Origin of the sequence: Ornithinicoccus halotolerans, assembly GCF_009602535.1 — a bacterium.
In the GTDB taxonomy this organism is placed as follows: Bacteria; Actinomycetota; Actinomycetes; order Actinomycetales; family Dermatophilaceae; genus Ornithinicoccus; species Ornithinicoccus halotolerans.
In genome coordinates this window covers 81,411-106,411 of the sequence record NZ_WIQI01000001.1, presented here as the reverse complement: position 1 = coordinate 106,411, position 25,001 = coordinate 81,411, and the positions used below count along the sequence as shown (strand labels likewise).

Genomic DNA, 25,001 nt, shown 5'->3' with positions numbered 1-25,001 from the left:
GGGCTGTCAGGACGTGTCAGTCCGCAATGAGTCCGCACGGGAAGCCAGCACCGCAGCGATGGCCTCTCGTGCGGACTCGTCTGCGTCCGGCCACAAGTGCCCGTAGGTGTTCAGTGTCGTGGTGGCGTTGCGGTGCCTGAGCCGCCGCTGGACCACCTTCACGTCGAGGCCGTTGCCGATCAGCAGGCTTGCCAGGTAGTGCCGGAGGTTGTGGAACCTAAACTCCCCCGGGAGCCCGTCGACCTTCGCCCGCGCTGAGCGCATCGCTCGTTCTATGGCCCACGGGGTGGTCCCACGGCCAACCTCGTTGGTGACGACCCTCTCCCCGCCGAACCGCTCCACGCTGGACGCCAGGAGCATCGCCAGCTCTCGTGGGATGGGGACGGGAGTGCGCGACTCCTCCGTCTTCAGCGGCTCAGCCGGGTACTGGAGAACCGGGGTCACGACGCCCCGCATGAAGTCGACGTCCTGGACCCGTAGCGCGGCCGCCTCTGCCACCCTGAGCCCCACGAAGGAACCGAGGAGCACCGCGGGCCGTAGGTGCTCGGAGAACTCCTCATACAGGCCCCACACCTGCTCGGTCGTGGCGACGTAGGGGCGCTGCTCTCCCTGCGCTGGCGCTGTCTTACGGGAGCAGGGAGACTTGCGGATCAAGTCGTCATGGACAGCGTCGCCCATGATCTGCGCGAACCGCCGATAGACCGCATAGACGTAGGATGGCGCCCGGTTCTCGGCCGTGAGCCGGGCCGTCCACCGCTTGACGTGAGACGGCTTGACCGCTGAGAGCCGCATCGACCCGAACTCATCACGGATCAGCCGGATATGTGTCTTGGCTGCCCGCACAGTGGTGGGCCGGTGACCCGCGTAGCCCTCCAGCCACTTGTCGCACCACTCCCCCACGGTCAAGCGTCCCAGGGCCGGGTCGACGTAGTCGCCGCGGACGACGCTGGCCGTGACGTCGTCCAGCCATCGCTGGGCGTCGACCTTTCGCGGGAAGTGTCGTGCGTGCTCGTGGCCTGTGGGGTCTCGGTAGCGGGCCCTCCAGCGGCCGTTGGGGCGCTTGGCGATGCTGCCATAAGCGCGTCCTCTCTGTTTGGGCGGGGCGAAACGGGAGGGACCACTTCTCCGCTTACTCGGGCGGCTCCAGGTGCCCGGCGTCTCGAGCCTTCTTCACGTAGAGGGAAGCTGTGGAAGTAGCTAGCCCGAAGTGGTCCTTCACGGCCTTCGTCGGAGTGCCTTGGGGCTTCGCCGCCTGGTAGACGGCCGCCACTTCTTGGAGCAGTTCTGCTGTGATGCGTCGACGTACCGCGGGCGCCAGGGTGGCCGCAGTGCCTGCGCGATCAGCCCACTCGGGGTGAGCGCCCTCGACGACACGGTTGTCGAGCCCCCGGCACAACAACCGCGCCCTGGCCGCAGCCCGGCGTGCCAGGGCGGTGCAGCTGGTCGCCCAGGGGCTGAGCTACCAGCAGGTATGCCAACCGGGGACCGTCTACGCCATCGTCCGCAAGGCGCTGCAGGAGCAGCATGCCCCGCACAGTCGTGGTGCCAGAGGGGTACTAGCGGCACGGCGCGCTCCTGAGAACGACCGCTGGCTGGCGGGTTATGCAGTCCGAATCGCTCGGTCGGCGTAGAGTCCACAGTCACTATGCCTGCCATGTTCATCGACGTCACAGCGTCCTGTAAGGGCGGACTCCCACCTATCTCGTTGGAGGACGCACGGGCGCGGCTAAGGGCGTACTTGACGAGTAGCCGAAGCGGGTACGCAACCTTCGATCTGCCATCGGTCCACGCTCGACGGGCTGGTCTATTCTCAACGGTCTCCCCCTGGTCCGTGCTCTACGCAAACGCTCTCAACGGCCGGGCAGACGCCACGAACGTGGCATCCTTCACGCCTCGACTGCGTAGGGAGTTCGCCTCGCGCGTGGCGCGGGTTCCGGAAGACGTCTCCCTCGAGGAGCTGCCCGCTCGCCAACGAGAGGCCGTCGTCGACCTCGCCCACTTCGGATTTAAGGGCTTCTGGGGTCCGAAGACCACCAAGCTCGCCAGCTTGTACCGACCTCATGCTGTTCCGGTTCTGGACCGCCAGTTGGCCCGCGCCTTCGGGCTGCCCCCGAATGCGTTCTCTGTGGCAGCCGGCCCTCGACGCGCCAACATCGCACGGGTCGTGCACTCCCTGGCGGACTGGCTTGCCGAGGAACAGAACAGAACGCTCATAAGGGGCTTACGACAAAGCGTTCAGGAAGACACCGCCAGTGCGGTGCACCTCACCCCGGTACGGGTACTGGACATCGTCTTGTGGACCACCCAGGACGACCGGTCCTCACGCCGGCGCGGCAAGGTCACCCAGTGGGTAGACATGCAGGCTGGCCCTCCCATTCACGCTGACGCCTACCGCGCTATCGCAGTCGCGGACAAACATCCCACGTGACTGGCACGTCAGCCAGCACCCCCGTCAGCCAGGTCCGAGGCGTCGGTGGGTTCCAGTAGACGGGCCGGGTGAGTCGAATGACGGTCCCCTCGGTGGAGGGGATGATGCAGCACCTGGCGAGGTTGCAGGGGCCGTTGGGATGGGGATGGCCAGAACTGGACAAGGAATCGGTGGTACCCGACGAGGAGACGTTGTGCTCGCCGCCGCACCGGGGCCTGCGAGACGGCGGCTGCTGGTGCGCACCACCGCCCCGACTCCTGGGTCCACTGGATAGCAACGCTGCCTAACGCTGCCGTTTGTCTCCCCCTTGGCTCTAGACCCGTTCCTCGGACTTGTCCAACAGCCCAGCCAGGAGCAGAACCAGGCCCAGCCCGCCCAGCAGCAGCATTACGGGCACGTTGCCGCCGTTAGCGATCCCCAAGATCGCCAGCCCCAGCAGCAGGCCCCCCGGGATCTTCCGATTCCACGTCGATCGCTTCATGACCGCCTTCCCCTCGCGTCGCTCGCCATGTCCTGCCTGCACACTACGGGGAGGAGGAGACAGCCCTCCTACATGCGCGCCTGTCGTCCGGGGCCTGAAGTTCCAGGGCAGCGCCGCTATCTCACCACGGAAGCCAGCGCCGCCGTTGGCCTCGGGCAAGGTCCTCGACGCGGGACCACGGGATCAGGCGGCGGATCGCGGCGCATTGTGAGGCGGCCCTGCCCGGGGCTGCCTGGGTGGCCCGGGCTGCATGCCGTACTACGTCAGAATCCTCCCCGAGTGCCTCGGCGAGCCATAGCAGCCCTGGGGCGCACTGGAAGTGGTTGTAGGCGGCCGTGGCGTCCCCGTTCGTCGCCTGCCGGTTGTAGGCGCCGGGCCCGGAGATCTCACTGAGCCAGCCAACGAGGTGCTCGCGCTGGTCGCGGAAGGGACCTCCGGGCCGAGAGGCACCCATCGGCTGCGTGGACTGGTACGCGTCGGTGATGGGCTGCTCGATCGGAAGCCGGCGGATGATACGGGCGAGTTCTCGTCCCTCCATGACCCCTCCTGAGGCGCGCTTGTCCGTTCGTGCCCGACGAGCCGGAGGCTACCCGGCCCGGGTAGGACAGCGGGCGCTGCGCCCGGTGAGAGGGCGGGGGCGGGTCAGGGCCCGTAGTCGGATTCTCCATCGGTGGCTCTGGATCGCAGCGGCCGGCGGCGCGCGGGTCGTGAACGGGCACAGGTGAGCCTGGTGAGGGCCTATGGGTGGAGTGAGGAGCGCGGGGACGTCTCGGAGGCCAACGTATGCTGACCGCCGGAGCCGAAGTCACCGGGCGACGCTAAGAAGTCTGGTCGCGGCGTGCCACTAGGCTTGCACTGTGCTTGAGCGCCGCGGCAGTGGCTAGGCACCGGGGTACGTCGGCCTACAGCGGGAGGGACCATCTATGGCAGTGCACACCCCTGCAGGGCAGCGCGTGACCCAGCAGCAGCTGGAGTCGGTGCTGTGGTCGGCAGCCAACGCCCTGCGGGGCCCGGTCGACCCGGCCGACTTCAAGTCCTACGTGTTCCCGGTCATGTTCTTCAAGTGGATCTCTGACTCCTTCAACCACGAGAAGGCCCGGGCCGTGGCCGACTTCGGACAGGACCTGACCGCCGAGATCGAGGCCGACTACCACACCTTCACCATTCCGGATAAGTGCCACTGGGCGGATGTGCACTCCACCGCGGTCAATGTCGGGGTGAAGCTGTCCACCACGCTCCAGCGCATCCAGCAGGCCAACCCCAAGACGCTGGCCGGGGTGTTCGGGGACGTCAACTGGGCCAACAAGGACCGGCTGCCCGAGCCGGCGCTGACCGCGCTGCTGGATGCCTTCCACGCGGTGCGGTTGGACCCGGACTCGGTCGACGGGGACGTGCTCGGCGCGGCGTATGAGTACCTGCTGCGGGAGTTTGCTGAAGCTTCTGGTCGCAAGGCCGGGGAGTTCTTCACTCCCCGCCACGTGGTGCATCTCTTGGTCAGGATCCTGGACCCCAGGTCCGGGGACAGCATCGCTGACCCGGCGTGTGGTTCTGGCGGGATGCTGGTGGAGACCGTGGGTGCGGTGCAGGCCGCGGGCGGGGATCCGCGCACGTTGCGGCTGAACGGGCAGGAGATCAACCTGACCACGGCCGCCATCGCCAAGATGAACCTGTACCTGCACGGCCTGGAAGACTTCCGTGTGGTGCGCGGGGACACCTTCCGTGAGCCCAAGCTGCTGACCGGTAGCGGGCTGGAGAAGTTCGACGTGGTCATCGCCAACCCGCCGTTCTCGCTCCAGAACTGGGGCGCCGACGCCTGGGCCAAGGACCCCTACGGCCGGGTGATCTGCGGGCTGCCGCCGGCCAAGAACGGCGACTACGCCTGGATCCAGCACATGGTCTCCACCATGAGGCCCGACACCGGCCGGGTCGGGGTGGTGATGCCGCACGGGGTGCTGTTTCGTGGCGGCAAGGAGGCCGCGATCCGTCAGTGCCTGATCGAAAACGACACCCTGGAGGCGGTGATCGGGTTGCCCTCCAACCTGTTCTACTCCACCTCCATCCCGGTGTGCCTGCTGATCTTCCGGGCCTCCAAGCCGGCCGAGCGGCGCGGGAAGGTGTTGTTCGTCGACGCCAGCGCCCGGTTCGCCGCGGGCAAGAACCAGAACACGATGAGCGATGAGGACATCGAGGTCATCGACGTCGCCTACAAGCGGGGCCAGGACATCGACGGCGAGAACGGGCTGAGCCTGCGGCTAGTGAACCTAGCCGAGATCGCCGACAACGACTTCGATCTCAACATCGGCCGCTACATCAAGGGCGAGACCGTCGCAGAAGCCAACGTTGAAGAAGCCCTACTGGCCTACCGGGAAGCCCGCGAACGCCTGACGGCCGCTGAGGCGGTCCTGGACGAGAAGCTGAAGGCGGCCGGGTTCGATGCGTGAAGGTTGGCGCACCGTGTCGGTGGGGGATGTGGCACAGGTGATGGGAGGCGGCACTCCAAAAAGTTCCGTGGCGGAGTATTGGGGCGGCGAGGTGCAGTGGCTGACGCCTAAAGACCTCTCCCAGCGGCCAGCACGATACACCTCCTCCGGTGAGCGCACGATCACCGAGGAGGGCCTGAAGAACTCAGGGGCACGCCTGCTCCCCCCAGGAGCTGTACTGCTGACCAGCAGGGCCCCCGTTGGCTACGTGTCCGTAGCGTCTGGCCCCATTGCCACCAATCAGGGGTTCAAGAGCCTGGTCCTGAACGACGACCAGCTGCCTGAGTTCTGGTACTACCTCCTGGGCCACTCGACCGAATACTTGCGCGCCAACTCAGGAGGCTCCACGTTCCAGGAGATCAGCGGCGGGGCCTTGAAGGCGCTGCGGTTCACGGTGCCGCCGTTGGACGAGCAGCGGCGCATCGTCGACCTGATCGGCGCCGTGTACGACGCCATGGAAGCAGCCGAGGCCCTGAGTGATTCTCAGGTTCCTGGCGCAGCACTCCCCACGCTCGACGCACAACTGTTGACAGCGCTGCTGCCGAGCTCGGCTCGTGAAGGATGGGCGGAAGTTACCCTCGGAGACATTGCGCGCGTCGACCGAACCTCCGTCTCGCCGAGTAACATGCCCGCAGAAGTTCGGCTTTACTCGATACCCGGGCTTGACGCAGGCAGGATTCCTGAGGATGTCAGGGCGGCGGATATCGGATCCAACAAGTTTCTCATCAAGGAACCGGCGCTTCTGATCTCCATGCTCAATCCGCGGATTCCACGCCACGTAGTCGCGGAGGCTGGTGCTGTTTGCTCCACGGAGTTTGCAGTCCTTGTGCCTGATGAAGCTCACGTGCTCCTCGGCTATCTTCGACTCATAGCAAGGACCGAGCAGTTCCAGCAGTACCTGACATCAAGGGCCAAAGGGACTACCGGGAGTCGCAGCCGCAGCAAAGCTTCGGACGTCCTGAGTTATCAGTGCCCGTTACCCCCATTGGCCGAGCAGCGACACATTGTCGAGGTCATGGACACGGTTGACGATGCCCGAGACAGGTGCCAGCGGCACACATTACAACTCAGGGAGCTGCGATCAGCCCTGCTTGCCGCTTTGCTCTCGGGTGAGCATGAGATCCCGGAGTCGTATGACGAGCTGTTGGAGGGGGTGGCCTGATGGTGGGGTTCAACGAGGCGACCACGGTGCAGGACCCGGTCATCGACCTGTTGAAAGACCGGGGGTGGCGGCACGTGCCGGGGCACCAGCTGGCGCGGGGCACCGAGCAGGTGTTCGTCGAGTCCGCCCTGGTGGATGCCCTGGTGCGGCTCAACCCCGTCATCGCCGAGCGACCCGAGCGGGCCGAGGAGGTGCTGGCGCAGCTGCGGATGCTGGTGCTGTCGGTGGCAGACGAGGGGCTGGTGGAGACCAACCGGGCGTTCGCCTCCTGGCTGCGGGGGATGGCGACCTACCAGTTCACCGGCACCAAGTTCCATGAGCCGATCCGGCTGGTGGACTTCGAGAACCCGGGCGCCAACAGCCTGGTGGTCTCCGATGAGGTGACGATGGGCACGCCGGGGCACTCGGCCAGGTTCGACATCGTGCTGTGGGTCAACGGGCTGCCGCTGGTGGTGGGGGAGGCCAAGACCGCGGTGGACGCCAAGGTGTCCTGGGTCAAGGGCGCCAAGGACATCGCCGGCGTTTACGAGCCGGGCTGGCCGGAGTTCTTCGTGCCGAACCTGCTGTCGTTCTCCACCGAGGGTCGGGAGTTCCACTACGGCGCGGTCAGGCAGGACATCGAGACCTGGCAGATGTGGGGCTCCACCGCCGACCCGGCGACCCTGGCCGGGTGGGAGCGGGTGGCGCGGTGCGTTCAGCTGCTGCTGGACCCGGGCACGGTTCTGAACGTGCTGGCCAACTACACCGTGTACGAGCTGAAGACCCGTCACGGGCAGGCCCCGCGGCTGGTGAAGATCCTGGCCCGCTATCCCCAGTACGAGGCGGTGGAGGCCATCTGCGCCCGCGCCCGGGACGGGATCAAGCGCCAGGGGCTGGTGCACCACACCCAAGGCTCGGGTAAGACGTTGGCGATGGTGTTCGCCGCGGCCCAACTGCTGCGGGACCCCGCGTTGGCGAACCCGACGGTGGTGATGATCGCCGACCGGGTGCAGCTGGTCGCCCAGACCTATGAGCAGTTCCGCACCACCGACATGCCGCGCCTGTCCACGCCCGAGTCGGCGGCTGAGCTGCGGGCCGCGTTGGCGCGGGACCAGCGCGGGCTGGTGTTCACCACGGTGCACAAGTTCGCCGGCGCGGGCCTGCTGAACGAGCGGGACAACATCATCGTGCTGGTCGATGAGGCCCACCGGACCCAGGAGGGCCAGCTGGGCAACCACCTGCGGGCGGCGCTGCCGAACGCCCGGTTCTTCGGGTTCACCGGCACCCCCATCGCTGACCTGGACCGCAACACCTTCGCCCTGTTCGGTGACCCCGACGACCCGGGGCACGCGCTGAACACCTACGACTCGGACCGTTCTATCGCTGACGGGACCACGGTGCCGATCCACGTCCAGCCCCGCCTGGTGGACTTCCACATCGACCGGGAGGGCCTGGAGGCCGCGTTCGAGACGCTGGCCGAGGCCGAGGAGCTGGACGTCGAGCAGCGGGAGTTCCTGACCAAGAAGGTCTCCACGGTCTCCACGTTCTTCTCCAACCCCGAGCGGATCGAGGCGGTGGTGGCCGACATGGTCGCCCACTTCTACGCCACCGTCGACCCGCTCGGGATGAAGGCCCAGGTGGTGGTCAACGACCGGGCGCTGTGCGTGGCCTACGAGGCCGAGCTGACCCGCCAGCTCCTAGCCCGCGCAGGCGAGAGTGAGGCACCGGATGAGGCGGCGGTGGTCATGTCGGTCGGCTCGAAGGATCCGCCGGAGTGGCAGGAGTACAAGCTGTCCGCCCACGCCGAGAACGACCTGCTAGACCGGTTCCGGAAAGTAGGGGAGCCGTTGAAGTTCCTGATCGTCACCTCCAAGCTCGGCACCGGGTTCGACGCACCCATTGAGGGCGTGATGTACCTGGACAAGCCGATGAAGCTGCACACCCTGTACCAGACGATCTCCCGCACCAACCGGCGCTGGAAGCACCCGCACACCGGGCAGGAGAAGCGGTACGGGCTGATCGTGGACTACGTCGGCCTCGGCGACGGGTTCGCACGCGCCATGTCCCCGGCCAACCCAGAAGCCAAGCAGCGCGAGATCGAGCTCGACGCCCTCATCGAAACTTTCACCGACGAGCTGGACGAGGTCCTGGACCGGTTCGCCGGCATCGACCGGACCAGCGCCACGTTCGAGTCCCTTCAGGCAGCCCGGCAGCGCATCCCCGACGGCAAGACCCGGGACCGGTTCGCCGCCCGATTCCAGCTGCTGCAAGGCATCTGGGAGACCTGTTACCCCGACATGCGCCTGGATGCCCACCGGGAGGACTACCGGTGGCTGTCCAAGGTGTATGAGTCCGTGATGCCGGTCGACACCAGCAACGAGCTGCTGTGGCACCGCCTTGGCGCCAAGACCCTGGATCTGGTGCACGGCCACATCGGCCAGGTCACCGTCACCGACTCCTCGGTCACCGCCGTCATCGCCGATGTCGAGACCATCGCCAAGCTCGTCGAGGAGGGCCTGATCGATCCCGACGACGCCGAGGTGAAGACCAAGACCGCCGATGAGGTCATCGACTCTATCGCCGGCCGCATCCGCAAACGCATGGCCGGACCCCACGGTGACCATCCCGCCTACCGCGGCCTCGCGGAACGACTAGAGCAGCTGCGCGACCGCGCCGTGGGTCGGGCCCAGGACTCCCAGGCCCTCCTGCGGGAGATCTTCGAGCTCGCCCGCGACGTCACCGCCGCCGAGCACGCCGAAGACACCGCCGGCACGCGCGGCCTGGACCTGCTGCCCGACCCCAACGTCGGCGCCCTGACCCAGATCTTCGACCAGTACGCCCCACCAGAGACCCCCCACATCATCAGCGACGTCGTCTACGACGTCGACGGCATCGTCAAAGAAGTCCGCTACGACGGCTGGTCTGCCGACCAGGCGGGCGACCGGCTGGTGCGAATCGAAGTTCGCAAGGTCCTGAAGAAGTACGCCCTGCCCCCGGCCGGCGAGCTATTCGACCGGGCCTACGCCTACATCGCCGAGCATTACTGAGGGTGCCAGCCGAACCGAACGCCCAATCGTTCTGAGTGGCGCTGCCCACCAGGGGACTGCCGCGGTAGGGCCACCTCTTGAGGGCAAGGCCAACCTCGGCGGGTGACCTTGAACGACGGACAGTGAGGAGGCGGCATGAGCCTTGAGAATCCCGGTAACCCCCGGGCTCGGGTGTGGCGAGCAGAGTTCACTCTGCAGGTCGGCGGTGAGGAGTACGGTTCTGGCCTGCTTCCGCGGCAGGAGGAGGCTGGCGTCGGGCGTGGACCGACCTGCGCGATCCGGATCCGGAGGCCATGGGCGCCTCGAGACTTGGGGAACTTCCGCGCCGCGCCGGATGGCTGGATCTTCAGGAACAGTCCAAGCGTGCCCGTATCCGCCACGAGCCAGTGGGTCAAGGACGGCCGATTCCAGCCCGGAGCGCTGATCATGCTGCAGCAGGGCACCTGGGTGCTGTCCTGGCCCCTGGATGAGCGCATCACCTTGCGACTGGACATCCAGCGGGTACCGCAAGACCAGGTGGAGACGCTGAAGGTGGTGCACCCTCGTCGTGACGCTGACGCACTGGCACGGATCGGCACCGAGTTCCCGGGTGCCCAGGTGGACCTCAATCCGGTCGAGCGATACCAGTTGGCGCACATGTTCGTCCATCTGATCAACGATCAGCCGGCTCCGGGCAACTTGGTTACCGCGGCAGCGGCCGGAATCGGCGACAACGTGGCCGCGAGTGAGATCAAACAGCGGGCTCACCGGGTGATGCGGCGAGTCAACAAGCACCGTGGTGTTCCGCTCAAGAGCTTGCACGAACTGGGCGAGTACCTGGTATCCGTCAGTGGCGTGCTGACCGCCGCAGACTTGGAAGAACCATTCCCACCGGCGGAGTGATCCCGGGTATTGCCTTCTCCAGCGCAACGACCCGAGAACGAGGAATCTGTCCTCAGGCGGCCTCATAGGGAGGCAGCGACCACGAGGAGCAGATCATGCACCCCAGGACACACGCGGCATCGTGCTCGACCCACCAAGGCCTGGTCCGGACCCGCAATGAGGACGCCTTCCGGATCGGTCCACAGGTGTGGGTGGTGGCCGACGGGATGGGCGGATGCCCGCACGGCGACATCGCCAGCAAGCAGGCCACCCGAAGCGTCACACGCGTCCTTGCCGGGACGGACCAGGGGGTGGAATGGGGGCTCCTCGAGGCGGTGCTGACCGCCCACGCCGACATCGAGCGCAGCGCCCAGCGGTGGCCCGCCCACGCCGGGATGGGCACCACCCTGGTGGCGGCCTACCGCAACGATGACGGCGACGTCGGCATCGCCCACGTCGGTGACAGCCGCGCCTACCTGTACCGGGGCGGCCAGCTCACTCGCCTGACGACCGACGACAACGAGGCCGCCGAACTGGTCGCCCTCGGCGAGATCAACGAGGAGGAAGCCCGGTCCCACGCGGGCCAGTCACTGCTGACCAAGGCGCTCGGACTGGATCAGGAGACGGCACCGTTCCCGAGCATCCAGGTCCTGCCCGAGGCCACCGGGCGGCTGCTGTTGTGCACCGACGGGCTGACCGGTGAGCTGGACGACGCCGCGATCCAAGAGCTGGTGGCGGTCGGGTCCCCGGGCGCGGCCTGCGAGGCGCTGGTCGCCGCAGCCATCGCCGAAGGCGGGCATGACAACATCACCGTCGTGGTGGTGGACCTGTGAGCCGCGCAGCACGGACGCCTGTGGTTCGTGCCAGCGCGTCACCACGGCGAGTTGGGGCTCGAGGGCACGCACGAGCCAGCCGCCGCAACTGGAGGACGGCCGGCCGTGCGTGGCTGAAGGCGAACCCCGGCCGAGGGGCGAAGGCGTTGCGTGATGCACTGCGCGCTCAGGGCTATAGCGAGGTGACCCTGCGGCTGGCCAAGGAACTGACTGGCGGGAACCGACACCGCCCGGAGCCCATGCGGGGTCGGGCCCAGGTGACAGTCACTCCCGGCCTGCCGCCTCGTGTCCCCGTGCACCCTCTGGGGGAGATGTGCCCCAGCTGTGACGTGATGGTCGGACCGATGGGCTGGTGCAAGTGCTGGTGAGGGATGTCGCTGATATGCGTTGTGGTCTCCAGGCCGGCATGAAGTAGGCACGTGGCGGGTCCGGTTCTCACTCCAACACAGTTCAATGCACAGCGCTCCTGACCTGGCAGTTTGCCGAGCACGACGGCACAGCGCACAGCCGTTCCTGTGCGCGAGTACCTCGAGGAAGCTCGGGTCGTCGCTGCTCTGTCCCAGCCACGCGTCGAGGGTGTACCGGCCGACCGTAGTGGTTACCGCTCCCGCGACTTCGCCAAGGCAGCGACATGACCCCAGCGGCGCGCCCTTCCATGCGGCGCCGCGAGCGCCCGGTTGAGTCCGCACAGAGTCCGCAAGACGCTCAGCGGCTACCAACTATGGCCAACGGCGTCGAGGACATCTCCGCACGTGGGAGGGCTACCGTCAACGTTGCCAACGCGTGCCGACGCCGCGGGGATAGTTCGAGATGTACTTCGACATCTAGACACCCAGCCAGGTCCGCGCCGGAACGGCGCCCTAAGCTGCGCAAACGCGAAAGCGGGCCCCTCCGCGGGGCCCGCTTTCGCATGCCTTTCGCATTGCGCTGCCGGCAGGACCCAGGTCAGGCGTGGACACCTGCTGGTGCAGGTTGTCCTCGCTGGCCTGGATGCGCTCTGGCCCGTAGTCCCCCCGGAGGCAGCTGTGCACGAGTGTGCAGAGGATGATGATCGATACCTGCCGCGCGGCCCTGGGGGAGACCCTGTGACCGGCGGCTGCACGCCGGGGATGGGCTACGCCGCCCCGTCCAGGACGCCGCTATACGCCGTAACAGACCCCGTGGTCAGCTAGGCGACCGACACCGGCTCCCCCGCAGCACACGGTGATCCTGACGCTGCCGACGGTGAAGAGGTGCCGCCGCGACCGGAAGGTGTACGAGGAGCTGGGCGCGACCAGCCTCAACGCCTCTACCGACCGGGTCAACCTGCCACAGCGGCAGCCACACCCCCTCCCCCGTGCTGACGGCGATGGTCCTGAAGGACGCCCGTGCGCTGGCGGCCCTTCGTCTCTCGCTCGGGCGCTGGACCACCCCGGCAGGACATCGAGTCCGCGGCCGCCTCGATCGTCGCGGCCGCGGCCACCAGAGGCTGACCTCAGGCGCGGGCCCGCTGCCCGCCGATGTGCCCCAGGTGGGTGTGGGTGAAGTCGTCCGGGTGCTTCAGCCCGTACCCGAGCAGGCGGTCCACGGCGATGTGGAACGCCCACACCGAGGTGACGAACGCTGCCACCGATGAGCCGGTCCCCCACGCCAGGGCGGCCAACGCTGCCGGACCGAGGTAGCTGTGCCCGGCGTTGTAAGTCCAGGCACCGATCCGCGGTGACACCAGGTAGCCCACCATCGACACGTCGACCAGCAGGAACAGCACCAGCAGCCACCACCAGCTGAAGCCGAGCTGGACGAAGGCGACGAGGACGGCGAGGGCGATGACGGCGCTCTCGGCCCGCTGGAACCAGACGGTCACGGACGTGACGCTAGCCGTCGCGAGGCGGCGCGCCCCTCCCTGATGCCGAATCGTTACCACCGCCCTACAGCGCAATGACCTGCAGGGACATATGCTCGACAGGTCCGGGCGTGGGATTCCGGGCACTCACCTGGGGTAGCTCCGCCGGAGCCCTCCCTTCCTGCCCGGAGGCTGCCGTGCCCGTCCCTTCCTCAGCGTCCCGCGCCCTGCCACGCGCGACGGTCGGCGCGTTGCTCGTCGCCCTGCTGGTGATGTTCCTGGGGCCGGTGGGCACCGCCGGCGCGGCGGAGACCCGCCTGCGGGACGCGGTCGAGCGGCTGCCGGTCGCGGCCGAGGCCAACAGTGGCTACGACCGCACGCTGTTCCGCCACTGGGTGGACGCCGACGGCGACTGCCAGAACACCCGGCACGAGGTGCTGCGCCAGGAGTCGACCGTGGCGGTGACCGGTGGCTGCACCGTGAAGTCCGGCCGGTGGGTCTCCTACTACGACAAGGTCGTCCACACCGCACCCGGCAACCTCGACGTCGACCACATGGTGGCGCTGGCCGAGGCGTGGGGGTCGGGTGCCCGACGGTGGGACGGCGCAACGCGGCAGCGGTTCGCCAACGACCTCGGCGACAAGCGGGCGCTGGTGGCGGTGACCGCCTCCGTCAACCGCTCCAAGGCCGACCGCGACCCGGCACAGTGGCTGCCGAAGTACAACCGCTGCCGCTACGTGCGGGAGTGGACGGTGGTCAAGCTGCGCTGGAAGCTGGCCGTCGACGGTGCGGAGAAACGGCGGCTGCGGGAGCTGGCCGCGGGCTGCAGGAACGTGACCGTCGCCTGGACCCCGGCCCCGGTGACGACGACGAGCGGCACAGGCTCACCCGTCAAGGGGGTGCGCCTCGCCTCGATCACCTACAACCCCTCCGGCAGCGACACCAGCAGCAACGTCAACGGCGAGAAGGTCGTCATCGCCAACCGCAGTGCCTACGGCCGCAAGCTCACCGGATGGACGCTGCAGGACGCGGCCGGTCACCGGTTCACGTTCCCGACCTTCACACTGAAGTCCGGGGCCTCCGTCACCGTCCACTCCGGCAAGGGCTCACCGACCGCCGGGCACCTCTACGCCGGGTGGGGCCACATCTGGAACAACACCGGCGACAAGGCGGTGCTGCGCAACGAGGCCGGCACGCTGGCCCACAGCTGCGCCTACTCCGGCGGAGGAAGCACCGCCACCTGCGGCTGAGCAGCGACCCAAAGGCGTCCAACGCGGTGCTGGGTAGCTGCTGACGCAGACGACCCGGCCCAGCAGCTCACCGAGCTCATAGCGGCCGCCCAGCACCACCGCGTCTTCCTCGAGCACCGAACACGTCCTTGACGTCCCACGACCGCCAGGGCAGGGCCTGGCGCAGCTCGGGGCGCAACAAGCGGCAGTCCCCGGCCGCCGCGGCGCGACTGCCCGACCAGCCGGACCCGGCACCGTGCCAGCCATGACCGACCTGTCCGCCTCGCCACCGTCCACCTCACCTCCCACAAGCACGCCCACAACCGCTACCGCGCGCTGACCTCTCTGCCCAGCCGTGCGGCCTCGCCATCTGCGGGATGCACCCCACCCACCGGTGGACCCGAGACGACGGCACGCCCGCGCACTGCCCCGGCGACCCCCAATGACCCCGCCCTCTGGGAGCCAGCCCGCCCAGCCCTAGTCACCGCCCTGACCTACGCTCCTGCACAGGCCCGGCCCGGGTCGCACCACCCAGGGGGAACACCGCACCGATGACCCACTACCGCATCGCCTGGCACGGCCGGAACGTCGTGCTGCCTCCGGCCGGCGGCCACACCCTGCTGGGCTTCAGCACCTTCGGCGACGAGCCCCAGGCCACCCTCGAGCGGTTCGTCGCCGGCTGCCGCGGCCACACCAGCGTCCAGGTCGAGCTCATCCACCACTTCGACAACACGGACAACCGCAACGCGATCTCGGTCGCGGCGCCCGCCTCGTTCGGCGGGTCACCCGACGAGCGCCACCTGGGCTACCTGTACGACGACGACCTGGAACAGATCGGCATGACCACCCTGGCCGGCCTCGCCGACTACGCCCGAGCCGCCCTCCCCCGGTCTGCAGTGACCTGCACCGCCATCGTCTCTGACTACTGGTACGGGAGCCTCGGGCTTGACCTGCCGGGGCTTCCCGATCTCGGCGCTGCGATCGAGGAGTTCCTCACCGTCCATGACCCGCCGGGCCCGCACTGGCACCGCAACCCCGGCGAGCGCCGCCCCCACCGGCCGCACACCCTCCCCATGCCCGAGGCCAGCGAGGCGCTCCAGCAGCTGCAGCAGCTGCCCCCGCCGCCACCACCGGTCCAGGGCCTCACCATCACCCTGACCGGTGTCCCCGGCCGGACCCGCACGCTGCAGCTGTACGACAAGGAGGCCCCGCCGGCACATCGGCGTCCTCACCCACGGGCACCTGGTGCTGACCGACGAACGCGACCGCGACCAGGCCCTGGCCATGCTGGCCGACGCCGACATCCCAGTCGCACAGCCCCTCGCCCCGGCGTCCGACCCCAACTGGCCGGCCGGGACCATCCCGAACCTGCACACGCGCTGGACCCAGGACCTCATCCGCGTCGGGGCATCCGTCCCGGACCGGTCCCGGCGCTACCGGTGGCTGGCCTACTACGTCCCGAGCCGCCGGGCGTTGTACGTCCAGGACAGCCGGCTGCTTGGACCCGTCCGGGCCTACCTCGCGCGGCTCGGGTTCGAGGCCGCCGACACCTGGCTGCCCCGCACCCCGTGGGCGTTACGTAACGAGCTCGATATCCCCTACTCGATCGAGAAGGACCCAACAAACGAGCCCCTGCCCACCGGCCGCGTCGAGTTGCTCGCCTCGACCCGCCGGCTGCTGCCGACCGGCCCGTTTCCCCCGACCACAACCTGGCTGCCGCAGTCCGAGCCGTCGCCGGTTGAACCGCCAGAGGCGTTCCGCACTACCGAACGGTACGTCCGGCAGCGTCAGGCCCTCTTCGGCAGCCACACCCTGACCCGCACCATCGCGCCCTGCCGGCTGTGCGGCCGCGCCAGCCTCGCGTTCACCACGCCGGTCTGCACCGAGCCGCTCGGCTACTGCCACGGATGCCTGGCCACCGCCGCCGAAGGCGTCCAGTGCGACCGCAAGACCACAGCCCGGGCCGTCGGGATGCTCGGCCCTCTCGAGTTCGACGGCGCCCCCATGCTCGAGACTCAGCTCGACACCCTCCACGTCAACCCCGCCGAGCCGGTCACACCCACCACCATCGACCAGCTGCTCCTCCTGCGGTTCTGCATCCGCCGCGGCGAACACCCGTGGACCCACCTGCTGGTCGCCTCTGGCCTGGCCACCGACGGCATCCGCACCGGCCGCGGCACCACCATCGCCGCCCGCGACGGCCACACCTGCCTGTCCCTCGGCGAGAAGACCATCTGCGACTTCCTCCACCAGCACGGCATCGACCACGACCGCGAACCGCGCTACCCGACCGACACCGAGCTCAACCCGACCGGTCAGCGCCGCGGGGACTGGCTACTGCCCGACGGCACCTACGTCGAGCTGTGGGGCATGCCCGACAACCCCACCTACGCCGCCCGGATGGACGTCAAACGACGCCTCGCCGCCCGCCACAACCTGACCGTCCTCGAGCTCACCCACGCCGACCTGCCCCGACTACCGGACCTGTTCGCGCCCTGGCTGCCGCCCGGGACCGCCGGCGCCACCACGTGGACGTGGTCACCCACCCGGCCCCGCCCAGCCAAGCCCGTCCGGGAGCCTCGGGGCAACAACCGCGGCCGCAACGACTTCAACACCGCCACCCGCGACGAGCGCCTCACCCGCTGCACCGAAGCGGTCCGCCTCCAGCAGGCCGGCCTCACCCGTGCCCAGATCGCCGACCGTCTCGACGCCAGCCTGGACACCACCAAGCAGCTGCTACGCGACGGCAAGTTCTACGCCGACCCAGGCACCGACCCCGACCGCGCCGCGCTCGCCCAGATCGCCGCCCAAGAACAGGCAGCCGGGACCACGCAAGCCCAGTTCCGCACCAAGCACAGCCTCAGCGCCCTGAAGACACAACGCGCCTGGCGGGACGCGACCCTCCTTCACGACACCACCGCAGCAGCTGACGGCCCACAGGAACACCCGGCCGACCCAGCCCGACCCGCCCAGACGACCTAACTTCACCTAACCACCCGACGACCGGCCCCACCGCCCCAGTCAGAACAAGCCCGGCTGCACCGCCACAGGCGCCGAGACGAACCCACCCAGCCGCACCCGCCGGATCCACAGCCCCGCCAAGTCGACCACCATGCCCGGACCCAACCCACCAACCCGCACCAACGCAACCTGCCCCGCCACGCCCTCCACGACCCAGCCATGGTCACCCCCCGACAACGACACCGGATACGCCACCCGCGGCCCCCACTCCCGCAACCCCGACGCCACCCAGCGCTCCATCGACAGAACCTCCCCGGCCAACCCCCCAACGACCTCCCGCACAGCAGCCACCACCCGCTCATGCACCCCAGCGACAACGTCCACCGGAGACGGCCGAACCCACCCAGCCGCCTTCACCGACGCACGGACCGCCTGCCCCACGCCACCCCGACTCGATAACCACGGTCAGCCACCAGCTGACCACCTGCACCCTTGACCGGCGAGGGCTGAGCACCCCCGCCCTGCCCCTCACCGACTGCCCCGGGTGACCCGCACCCGCTGTCGGTGCCGGCCGCTACCGTGCCTGCACCGCCGGCGGCAAGGGGCCGCCACCGGCACCAAGGGGGATCGCCATGATCACGGACACCGAACCGCCGCGGCCGCGCCGCAAGCAGCTGCCGTGCGCGGTGACCGACGGCCCTGCAGGCACCGCCTGGCTGCTGATGCCGGGTGACCACGACCAGGCCGTCGCGCTCGGCGCCCGCCACGACCTGTTCCGGTGCTCCACTGCCGCCGGTGGCTGCGGTGGCCAACTGGTCGCCAAGCCCGGCAAGGTCAACCGGCCCCACTTCGCCCACCAGGCCGGCCGGGCCCGTCAGTGCCCGCTGACCCGACACGGGGTCGACCCGCTCGACCGGTACCTGCACCTGGCCGCCCAGCACGCCCTGGCCGCCTGGCTCACCACCCACGGCCACCCGGTGCGACTGGAGGCCCGGCTGGACAACGGCACCCGCGCCGACGTCCACGTCACACTGCCCCGGGCCGCGCAGTCCCTGGAGGTCCAGCTCTCCGGGCTGCCGGTGCAGACCTGGGCCGAACGGGACAGCCGCTACCGGGAGGAGGTGACCCGCACCAGCTGGCTGTTCGGCCCGGACACCGGCGACCAGCTGCATCGGCTGCATCAGCAGGCCTACGGCTACTGGCTGGGCATCACCCTGGCCGTGCCCGACCCGCACCCCGACGCCGACCTCACCGACCCGGGCAACCTGCCGGTGCCCGGCGACCCCGCCACCGTGACCATCACCACCCACCTGCTCGGAGCCGACCCGGTCCACCACCCGCTGACCGCCTGCCACCTGCACCCCGACCGCGGGCTGCTCACCCCCGCCCTGGCGGACCTGCGCCTGCGTGACCCCCACGACCCGCTGCAGCTGCTGCCCCGCCCCGGCACCCCGCAACCCCGCCAGCACGGCGAGGGACCCGGCGCCACCGGTGGGTTCGGGCTTCCCTCGGGCAACCGCCGGCCCGCGCCCGACCGCTGGCCCGGCGAGGCTCCGGTCGGACCGGACACGACCCGGCCGGTACAGGACACCCTGGACCTCACCCCTCGCCGTCCGGTTCGGCCACGCCATCCCGACGCCGGCCAGTACACCCTGCCGCCGGCCGCGCCGCGCCGCGCGCTGTCCCAGCACGCGGACCCCCCGCCCGGGTGGGCACCACCGACCGGCTGGGACTTCCTGACCGCCCTGCCGCCCGAGCTGCACCGAGCCGGTGCCGTGCTCGCCCACCTCGTCTGCACCTGCGACGCCGCCGGCGCCACCGCCCACCTGCGGTTCGCTGACGTCGACGACAACGGCGCACTGGCCCGGGCGCTCACCCAAGCTGGCCTCATCGAGGCCACCGGCCCGGACACCTGGCGCCGCACCCCGGCCGCCACCGGCCGCTAGCCCCCGGCGGCCCCGGTCGCGGCGACTGCCCCACCGACCCGGCCCAGCACACTCCCGGCCATGACCACGCCCAAGCCCGGCCCGTACACCCGTGACCAGGTCCAGCGGGTCCTCAACCGTGCCTGCGACGACGTCCGCGACGCCATCAACGCCACCGAGGACCAAGTCGACCTGATCAACCTGCTCGCCAACGTGGACCGGCTGCTACCTGGACGGCGTCGCCGACTCGGTCACCGACGCCATCGAGGCCAGCTACGACGCCCCGCTAAGCAGGTCCTGGACTGGTCCCGCCGCTGACCGTGCGCGGTTGCTCCGGCCGCCAGCACGCGCACGGTCGACCCGGCCAGACCACCGCTTCGGGCCCGCCCCGTGGCGCCTGCCAACCGAAACGAGACCCCATGACCTGCGCATCCCCGCCTACACGGCCCCGACCGTGGCCGCGGCGGCGTTCCTGTGGCTGGTGGAGCGAAAGCTGCTCAACGCCCTGCTGCTCTTCGGCCAGTGGTCCTTCCCGTGTTGGGGACCCCTGCTGGCCTGCGCCGTCCTGGCGATCATCTTCGCCGCCGGCCGCCAGCCGCCGGCCCCCGGTGCCAGGCACACGGCACGACGTGAGCTGTGCTGCTCGTCCCGCAGACAACCTGACACCAGCCACGAGAACCGTGCCGGAGGCTGAACCGCCACCGCCTACTCCCGACTGCGCCGTTAGGACCCGCCGCTGGGCAATACCCCGATGATCGGGGTGGGCGAGATGTGAGCCGTGCCTGCGCCCGTGGTTACAGGAGGGCACATCCCCCGGGGGACGAGTAAGCAATACCGTGTGCGGACAGAGACGCCCGGACGGAGGCCGCCGTCGGCCACCCCGACGTGTACGGGCGCATGGTCTGGAGCGCCGGGGGTCGACCCGGCCCGGTTCGACGGCAGCGACCGGTACCGGGAGCTCCTGGACCGGGCTACAGGGTTGACTGCCCGGATTACGTCTCACGGAGCGGGGAGCGGAGCTTCGGCCTCCAGGGCGATGCCCTCTGCAGCGAGCATGGCCGCGACCTGGACGGCCTCCACCCGGCCACTCACCCCGAGCTTGCGGTAGATGTGCTCCAGGTGCTTGCGGGCCGTGCCGGGAGCCATCCCGAGCCGGTGGGCGATCGCCGTGGTAGTCAGCCCCTGCGCGGCCAGCGCCAGGACCGCGGCTTCCCGCCCGGTCAGCCCGGCCCGCCGGAGTTCCTCCACGCTCACCATCGACATCGCACCCAGCACTCGCACCTGCGCGTGCACCGCCTGGAACAGCCGCTGCAGCCGCCCGGCCAACACCAGGTCGGAATCGGTGAAATCGTCGACGGATCGCGCCAGCACAAACGCCCGGTGGGTTCCGGGCTGCAGCACGTACGGCACCGACAGCTGCTGCTCGGTACCGACGGGGGCAAGGAGCTCTGCGATGGCGGCCTTGTCCCGGTCGGGACTGATTTGTGCCGGCACCCGCCCGACCGTCTGCGGCCTGGGATCCCCAGTAGCACCGAACCACTGGATGAGCGGATGCCGGTAGTAGGCAAACCGGTGCTCGAGCGGCACGAGCCCCGGACCCCAGCCCCCGACCGGAGGGTCGAGGTGGAAACCTAGCGTGGATCCGTCTGCCCAGTTCCAGGAGACCGTGCGCACCTCGAAGGTGGCCCGCAGCTCGCGCTGTACCAGCTCGTGCGGGAACCGTGTCAGTGGCCGCTGCAGCAGCTCGGCAGTGACGTCCAGCCAATGGTCGGCGGCCACGGCGCCGTCCATCCCACCAGGGTGCTCCCGGCCGGTGCCGACCGCTACCCCCGAGCGCCAAGAGGCGAGCCCCACCGGCGGCCGCAGTGTCCCGCACGCGAGTGTGCGTGTACCTCGGTGTGCCGCGGTTGGGGATCTACAGCGCCACCGTCAGGATTCCGTGACACACGCACATGTCACACAGTCGAGACAAACGGGACGGCTGGCGGCCCGCCCATGAGGGTGCCCGTCGCGAGCGCTACCAGTCGAAGGACTCGAAGTGGCGCGGCCACTGCACGTGCCCGCCGGAGCGGACGAACCGCGTCAGCATCGTGCTCGTGCCCCGCCCCGGCTCCCGCCAGAACGACCCGTCGACGAACTCACGCCCAGACCCGTCGCGCCGGGGTCTCCCTGCACCACTGGAGCAACCGCCTCGGCAGACTGCACCCCACCGCCGTCGCCCTCATCCGCCGAACCGATTACTCCCCCAGCACTGACCTGCGCCACCTCCTCGAAGCCCGGCTGGCCCGCAAGCTCGCCACCGGCGGCTGGACCCTCCTCAACACCAGAACCTCAGCGCCCACCGCCAACCGGCGCTGCCCCCGCCCCCAACGGCTCTGGGCCGCCCACACCGGCGACCGCATCGCCGACAAGATCCTCGGCGAGCTCTTCCACGGCCACCAGCCCTCCTACCGCGGCGGCAACACCCGCGAACAGCTCATTCGCGCCCTACTCCGTCAGCGCCCACCCCGAGCCATCGACACCCACGAAGCCCTCCACCTGGCCGCGGCCAACGGCATCCGCATCGGCGGCGCCACCCCCCACCAGAGCGCCCGGCGCGACCTAAGCGGCCGAGAGACCGACACCACCGGCCGGCCCCGCATCTACACCACCCGCGTCCACGGCAGAGCTGTCTTCTACGACCCCGCCCACTTCACCGCCGCGACCGCCCGCGCCCACTACCGCACCCGCCACCCCGTCGCCTGCCACCGACCACCAGCCACCCGGCCCTCCGCGCCCGGGCACGACCCGGCGAACGTGATTGCTCGTCACGACTGACACCGGCACCCTGCGCCGCCGGACACCACAACGGAGCAACGCCTGTGAGGAGCCCCTATGAAACTGACCATGGCAAGCGCACGCGAACCGGCGCTAATCTGAAGATGCAGGGAGAGGGAGGACCGCCATGGTCGTGCAGCCACCGGAGCCGGAACGTGGCGCTAGCGCTTCCGATCAAGGACTAGGACGAATGGGCAGCTCGGCAGGCAGCGTGCTGCCGGTGACGGACCAGGTGCGCGGCCAAGTGCGCGTGAAGCTGGGGTTGGAACCCTCCCTCGACTGGACCCTGTCTCGCATGATGCCCCGGGCCGAGCGGCTCTGGCAGCACGTCGAGGCGTCGGTGGAGGGCGGGCTGCCGGCGGTGCCCGTGCCCACAGGGCTGGCGGTGCGGATACCAGAGCCGACCGCGGCGGCGGCTGGGAACATGCTGCTGGCCCTGCACGAACGGTGGATTCTCGCCCAGGCATTGGCGGTCCTCAACGAGCCGCCCGACCCGGACGTACCCGACGACCCCGACACTGAGCTCTACCAAGCCCTCCAGGACCGCCGCGTTCGCGCGATGCCGCTCAGCGCGGCACTGCGAGAGCTCACTCCGGTCGCGTACGGGCTGGAGGTGGAGAGCGCCAGCCACGGTTCCGAGCTGAGAGCCCTGCTTGGCATCCAGGTCAACGTCCACACCGACAGCGCGGGCCATGCCCCGCCGAGTCATCCGGCGAAGCCGCCGGGGCGGGTACGAAAGGCATTGGTCGCCCTCGCCAGCGTGGCAGGTTTGTGGCTCGGGGACTTCTCCGCCGGTGTCGCAGCAGACGCCGTGCACGACTGGCGCCAGCAGCAGACGTCCCAGCAGCAGGAGACGTCCCAGGAGCAGGACATCGTGCCCAAGGAGGCCCAGAAGGGAATGCACCAAGTACCCGATGGGACCAGCTGCGAACCCCGGTATGACGAGGGGCCGCGGTCCGCGCCCGCCTGACCTTCCCGCTGCAAGGAGACCGCTATCCGGTCGCGGCTGACGCGGACCGTCGGCGGCACCGGAACGGAGAAGGCTCGCGACCACGTCGAGCGCATCGCCAACCGCACACGACGCCGGTCACCGACTTCCCAGAGCCGGTGGCTCAGTCGGAGCCCGCAGACCGGGCCCCCGCTCTCGAGACGACAGGCGACGACCCCGACCGGCCAGAAGCGACCCCGACGCCCCTCACCTGCTCGCCCAGTTGCTGCGGGAGCCGCCGGCGACGGCGAGCAGGATCCGCCTGCCCTGGTCCGGCCGGTGCCGTCGCCGCGCCGCGGGAATATCCCGGCCCGGACATCGCCCGCTTCGTCATCAAGGGGCGACGTACAGGATCTCCTCGCTGTAACGACTAGCAGCTGCATCACACGCCCCACGACCTGCGTGGGGAACTTCGGACGCGGAGCCCAATATTGCGCCAACCTCGACCGCTGGTTACCACCCTAACCAGCGGTCGAGGTTGGCGCTGTTCACGTGTCATCGCAGGTCAGACCCTCACACCGCGGGTCGGCCACCCGCAACTAAGGTCACCCCCCAGCGCGTGAGCTGCCGGCCACGAAGACGCAGACCGGCCCGCCAGGCACCAGGCGTACCGGCGCGTGCGCGACGCCGGAACTTCCGGGGCTGCCTCACCCGGGGTGGCTCCTTGCCAGTAGCCCGCCGTACGCGTGGTGCGTGTCGGGATCACGGGCGTGGCCGACGCGCTGTGCCTAGGCCGCCCCTACCGGTCCCGCGCAGGCACCCGGCCCCGGCAGCCACCGGCAGCCCCTCGCCAGCCACGACCACCCACCCGCGCGCACGGGCGACCTCTGCGGGGCCCAACGCGCTGCTCCCCTTCGTCGACGTCAACAAGACGGCGCCCCAGACCAGGCCATCCTGCAAACCGGGCACATCGAACCCAAGACCGACAACACCTGACAGCACCCCCCTGGCCGCTCGCCACGACTCACCACATCTCCACCGAGTGCGTGCTGGCCGCAAGCCCCGGCGACATGCAGGTGAGTGCACCACCGACCACAGCACGCACTGTCCCCCGGCGACACGTCCCCTACCCAGGAGCTCTGCCGTGGCACAGCCCTCCCAGCCGACCCCCTCAGCTCCACTACCGTTCGGTCCCCCACCCTCCCAGCCAGTCACGGCCGCCGACCGCGGACGCGGCCGGCACCTGCAGGTCGTCCCGACCCCCGACCCGATCGCCGAACTCACCGAGGAGATCCGGGCAGCCTGCCTAGCCGACGAGACAAGACGGTCCTACCGACACCACCAGGCGGGCTGGCAAAGTGGTGCGCCTCCGTCGGCCTGTCCAGGCTGCCCGCCACGCGCTGACTTTGCTACCCGACCCGGAGGACGACCGGTCGCTGTACGTGATGCTGTTCACCAACCAGGACGCCTACGACCAGGTCCTGCAGGCCACCGACGGCATCATCGAGTACTCCTACACCAACGCCACCGATGCGCAGGCCCTCGAGCTGGGCGATGACGGCTGGCGAGAACGAGGCGAGACCTGGCGACGGATCCTGCCCACCGGCGTGCCAGCCGACAGCGGCCTGTCCTGGCGACTGCCCGCCGGCGCGATGCGCGTGGACCTGCGCCAGGACGCCGAAGAGTTGCTCCAGCTCGCACCGACGCTGAAGCAGCGGGCTCGGGGGCGGCCGTCGAGCAGGTCCCGTTCGTGACCGGCTCACCCAGCGACTGGCGGCTACGACCCGCTTCTGGTCGCACTCATCGGCTTCACAGCCTCGGTGCAACAGGCCCCCCAAACCCGACTCTCGCAGTACCGCCGTGGACCCGGAGCGGCTTGACCACGCGGGGCTGGCGCGGGAACGCGCCGCGGCAAGGGAGCTCCACGCGCCGGTGCGGCTGCGTACCGGCGCCGTCCGTCCCCGGTCACCTGCCGTGCCGCTGCCGTTAGAACTCCGCCCGCCAGAGCCAGTCCCGGCAGGTCACGCCGGGCTGAGCAGCCGCACTGC

General features: G+C 69.5%; 18 protein-coding genes. 13 read left to right on the top strand and 5 right to left on the bottom strand.

Going from position 1 to position 25,001, the window contains the following annotated elements; translation table 11 throughout:
• Window positions 1–6 precede the first annotated feature (6 nt).
• Window positions 7–900: a tyrosine-type recombinase/integrase gene (locus tag GFJ45_RS00475; RefSeq protein WP_228386266.1), complete on the bottom strand. Its 894-nt coding sequence runs from the start codon at window positions 898–900 to the stop codon at window positions 7–9.
• A gap of 754 nt (window positions 901–1,654) precedes the next feature.
• On the opposite strand from GFJ45_RS00475, the gene GFJ45_RS00470 reads away from it, so the two are divergent.
• Entirely contained in the window at window positions 1,655–2,428 is a 774-nt protein-coding gene (locus GFJ45_RS00470) for a DUF6308 family protein (protein WP_153392730.1), read from the top strand.
• A 313-nt stretch (window positions 2,429–2,741) separates the two neighbouring features.
• On the opposite strand, the gene GFJ45_RS00465 is transcribed toward GFJ45_RS00470, so the two are convergent.
• Window positions 2,742–2,909 (bottom strand): hypothetical protein, encoded by a 168-nt coding sequence (locus GFJ45_RS00465; protein ID WP_153392727.1) that lies wholly within the window; start codon window positions 2,907–2,909, stop codon window positions 2,742–2,744.
• A gap of 953 nt (window positions 2,910–3,862) precedes the next feature.
• Between GFJ45_RS00465 and GFJ45_RS00460 the strand changes: the two genes are divergently transcribed.
• The 5 genes from GFJ45_RS00460 (at window position 3,863) to GFJ45_RS00440 (ending at window position 11,271) form a co-directional block, all read left to right on the top strand.
• Entirely contained in the window at window positions 3,863–5,350 is a 1,488-nt protein-coding gene (locus GFJ45_RS00460; RefSeq protein WP_228386259.1) for a type I restriction-modification system subunit M, read from the top strand.
• Window positions 5,343–6,551, top strand: a complete 1,209-nt coding sequence (locus tag GFJ45_RS00455; RefSeq protein ID WP_153392720.1) for a restriction endonuclease subunit S — start codon at window positions 5,343–5,345, stop codon at window positions 6,549–6,551. The genes GFJ45_RS00460 and GFJ45_RS00455 overlap by 8 nt, the downstream gene beginning before the upstream one ends.
• On the top strand, window positions 6,551–9,577 hold the full coding sequence (locus tag GFJ45_RS00450) for a type I restriction endonuclease subunit R (RefSeq protein ID WP_153392717.1): 3,027 nt from the start codon (window positions 6,551–6,553) through the stop codon (window positions 9,575–9,577). Before GFJ45_RS00455 ends, GFJ45_RS00450 begins: the two co-directional genes overlap by 1 nt.
• 363 nt (window positions 9,578–9,940) lie before the next feature.
• Entirely contained in the window at window positions 9,941–10,459 is a 519-nt protein-coding gene (locus GFJ45_RS00445) for a hypothetical protein (protein WP_153392714.1), read from the top strand.
• Window positions 10,460–10,554: 95 nt separating this feature from the next.
• Window positions 10,555–11,271: a PP2C family protein-serine/threonine phosphatase gene (locus GFJ45_RS00440; RefSeq protein ID WP_153392711.1), complete on the top strand. Its 717-nt coding sequence runs from the start codon at window positions 10,555–10,557 to the stop codon at window positions 11,269–11,271.
• A 1,474-nt stretch (window positions 11,272–12,745) separates the two neighbouring features.
• Here the strand turns inward: GFJ45_RS00440 and GFJ45_RS00430 are convergent.
• Window positions 12,746–13,114: a DUF4260 family protein gene (locus GFJ45_RS00430; protein WP_153392708.1), complete on the bottom strand. Its 369-nt coding sequence runs from the start codon at window positions 13,112–13,114 to the stop codon at window positions 12,746–12,748.
• A 176-nt stretch (window positions 13,115–13,290) separates the two neighbouring features.
• Between GFJ45_RS00430 and GFJ45_RS00425 the strand changes: the two genes are divergently transcribed.
• Entirely contained in the window at window positions 13,291–14,343 is a 1,053-nt protein-coding gene (locus GFJ45_RS00425; protein ID WP_153392705.1) for a lamin tail domain-containing protein, read from the top strand.
• Between the two features lie 761 nt (window positions 14,344–15,104).
• Here GFJ45_RS00425 and GFJ45_RS16205 read toward each other — a convergent pair.
• Window positions 15,105–15,554 carry a hypothetical protein gene (locus tag GFJ45_RS16205; RefSeq protein ID WP_194288433.1) on the bottom strand — a complete coding sequence of 150 codons (450 nt, stop codon included), beginning with the start codon at window positions 15,552–15,554 and terminating at the stop codon, window positions 15,105–15,107.
• A 13-nt stretch (window positions 15,555–15,567) separates the two neighbouring features.
• Between GFJ45_RS16205 and GFJ45_RS00420 the strand changes: the two genes are divergently transcribed.
• The 4 genes from GFJ45_RS00420 (at window position 15,568) to GFJ45_RS00400 (ending at window position 19,902) form a co-directional block, all read left to right on the top strand.
• Window positions 15,568–17,304 carry a hypothetical protein gene (locus tag GFJ45_RS00420; protein WP_153392702.1) on the top strand — a complete coding sequence of 579 codons (1,737 nt, stop codon included), beginning with the start codon at window positions 15,568–15,570 and terminating at the stop codon, window positions 17,302–17,304.
• A 611-nt stretch (window positions 17,305–17,915) separates the two neighbouring features.
• Window positions 17,916–19,229 carry a competence protein CoiA family protein gene (locus tag GFJ45_RS16200; RefSeq protein ID WP_194288432.1) on the top strand — a complete coding sequence of 438 codons (1,314 nt, stop codon included), beginning with the start codon at window positions 17,916–17,918 and terminating at the stop codon, window positions 19,227–19,229.
• 60 nt (window positions 19,230–19,289) lie between these two features.
• Entirely contained in the window at window positions 19,290–19,526 is a 237-nt protein-coding gene (locus GFJ45_RS00405) for a hypothetical protein (RefSeq protein ID WP_153392697.1), read from the top strand.
• Window positions 19,527–19,662: 136 nt separating this feature from the next.
• Complete coding sequence (locus tag GFJ45_RS00400) at window positions 19,663–19,902, top strand: hypothetical protein (RefSeq protein WP_153392695.1); 240 nt, start codon at window positions 19,663–19,665, stop codon at window positions 19,900–19,902.
• Window positions 19,903–20,207: 305 nt separating this feature from the next.
• Here the strand turns inward: GFJ45_RS00400 and GFJ45_RS00395 are convergent, their stop codons facing one another.
• On the bottom strand, window positions 20,208–20,999 hold the full coding sequence (locus GFJ45_RS00395; protein ID WP_153392692.1) for a helix-turn-helix transcriptional regulator: 792 nt from the start codon (window positions 20,997–20,999) through the stop codon (window positions 20,208–20,210).
• 1,216 nt (window positions 21,000–22,215) lie between these two features.
• Between GFJ45_RS00395 and GFJ45_RS00390 the strand changes: the two genes are divergently transcribed.
• Both GFJ45_RS00390 and GFJ45_RS00385 read left to right on the top strand, forming a co-directional pair.
• Window positions 22,216–22,995: a hypothetical protein gene (locus tag GFJ45_RS00390; RefSeq protein ID WP_194288431.1), complete on the top strand. Its 780-nt coding sequence runs from the start codon at window positions 22,216–22,218 to the stop codon at window positions 22,993–22,995.
• A 1,364-nt stretch (window positions 22,996–24,359) separates the two neighbouring features.
• A complete protein-coding gene (locus GFJ45_RS00385) occupies window positions 24,360–24,707 on the top strand; it encodes a hypothetical protein (RefSeq protein WP_153392686.1) in 348 nt (115 codons plus the stop codon).
• The last annotated feature ends 294 nt before the right edge of the window (window positions 24,708–25,001 follow it).

Coding starts and splice junctions, on each gene's coding strand:
- GFJ45_RS00470 (WP_153392730.1), top strand. CDS start 1,655: ATGTTCATCGACGTCACAGCGTCCTGTAAGGGCGGACTCCCACCTATC.
- GFJ45_RS00440 (WP_153392711.1), top strand. CDS start 10,555: ATGCACCCCAGGACACACGCGGCATCGTGCTCGACCCACCAAGGCCTG.
- GFJ45_RS16200 (WP_194288432.1), top strand. CDS start 17,916: ATGATCACGGACACCGAACCGCCGCGGCCGCGCCGCAAGCAGCTGCCG.
- GFJ45_RS00390 (WP_194288431.1), top strand. CDS start 22,216: ATGGGCAGCTCGGCAGGCAGCGTGCTGCCGGTGACGGACCAGGTGCGC.
- GFJ45_RS00465 (WP_153392727.1), bottom strand. CDS start 2,909: ATGAAGCGATCGACGTGGAATCGGAAGATCCCGGGGGGCCTGCTGCTG.
- GFJ45_RS00455 (WP_153392720.1), top strand. CDS start 5,343: ATGCGTGAAGGTTGGCGCACCGTGTCGGTGGGGGATGTGGCACAGGTG.
- GFJ45_RS00405 (WP_153392697.1), top strand. CDS start 19,290: ATGACCACGCCCAAGCCCGGCCCGTACACCCGTGACCAGGTCCAGCGG.
- GFJ45_RS00450 (WP_153392717.1), top strand. CDS start 6,551: ATGGTGGGGTTCAACGAGGCGACCACGGTGCAGGACCCGGTCATCGAC.
- GFJ45_RS00395 (WP_153392692.1), bottom strand. CDS start 20,999: ATGGACGGCGCCGTGGCCGCCGACCATTGGCTGGACGTCACTGCCGAG.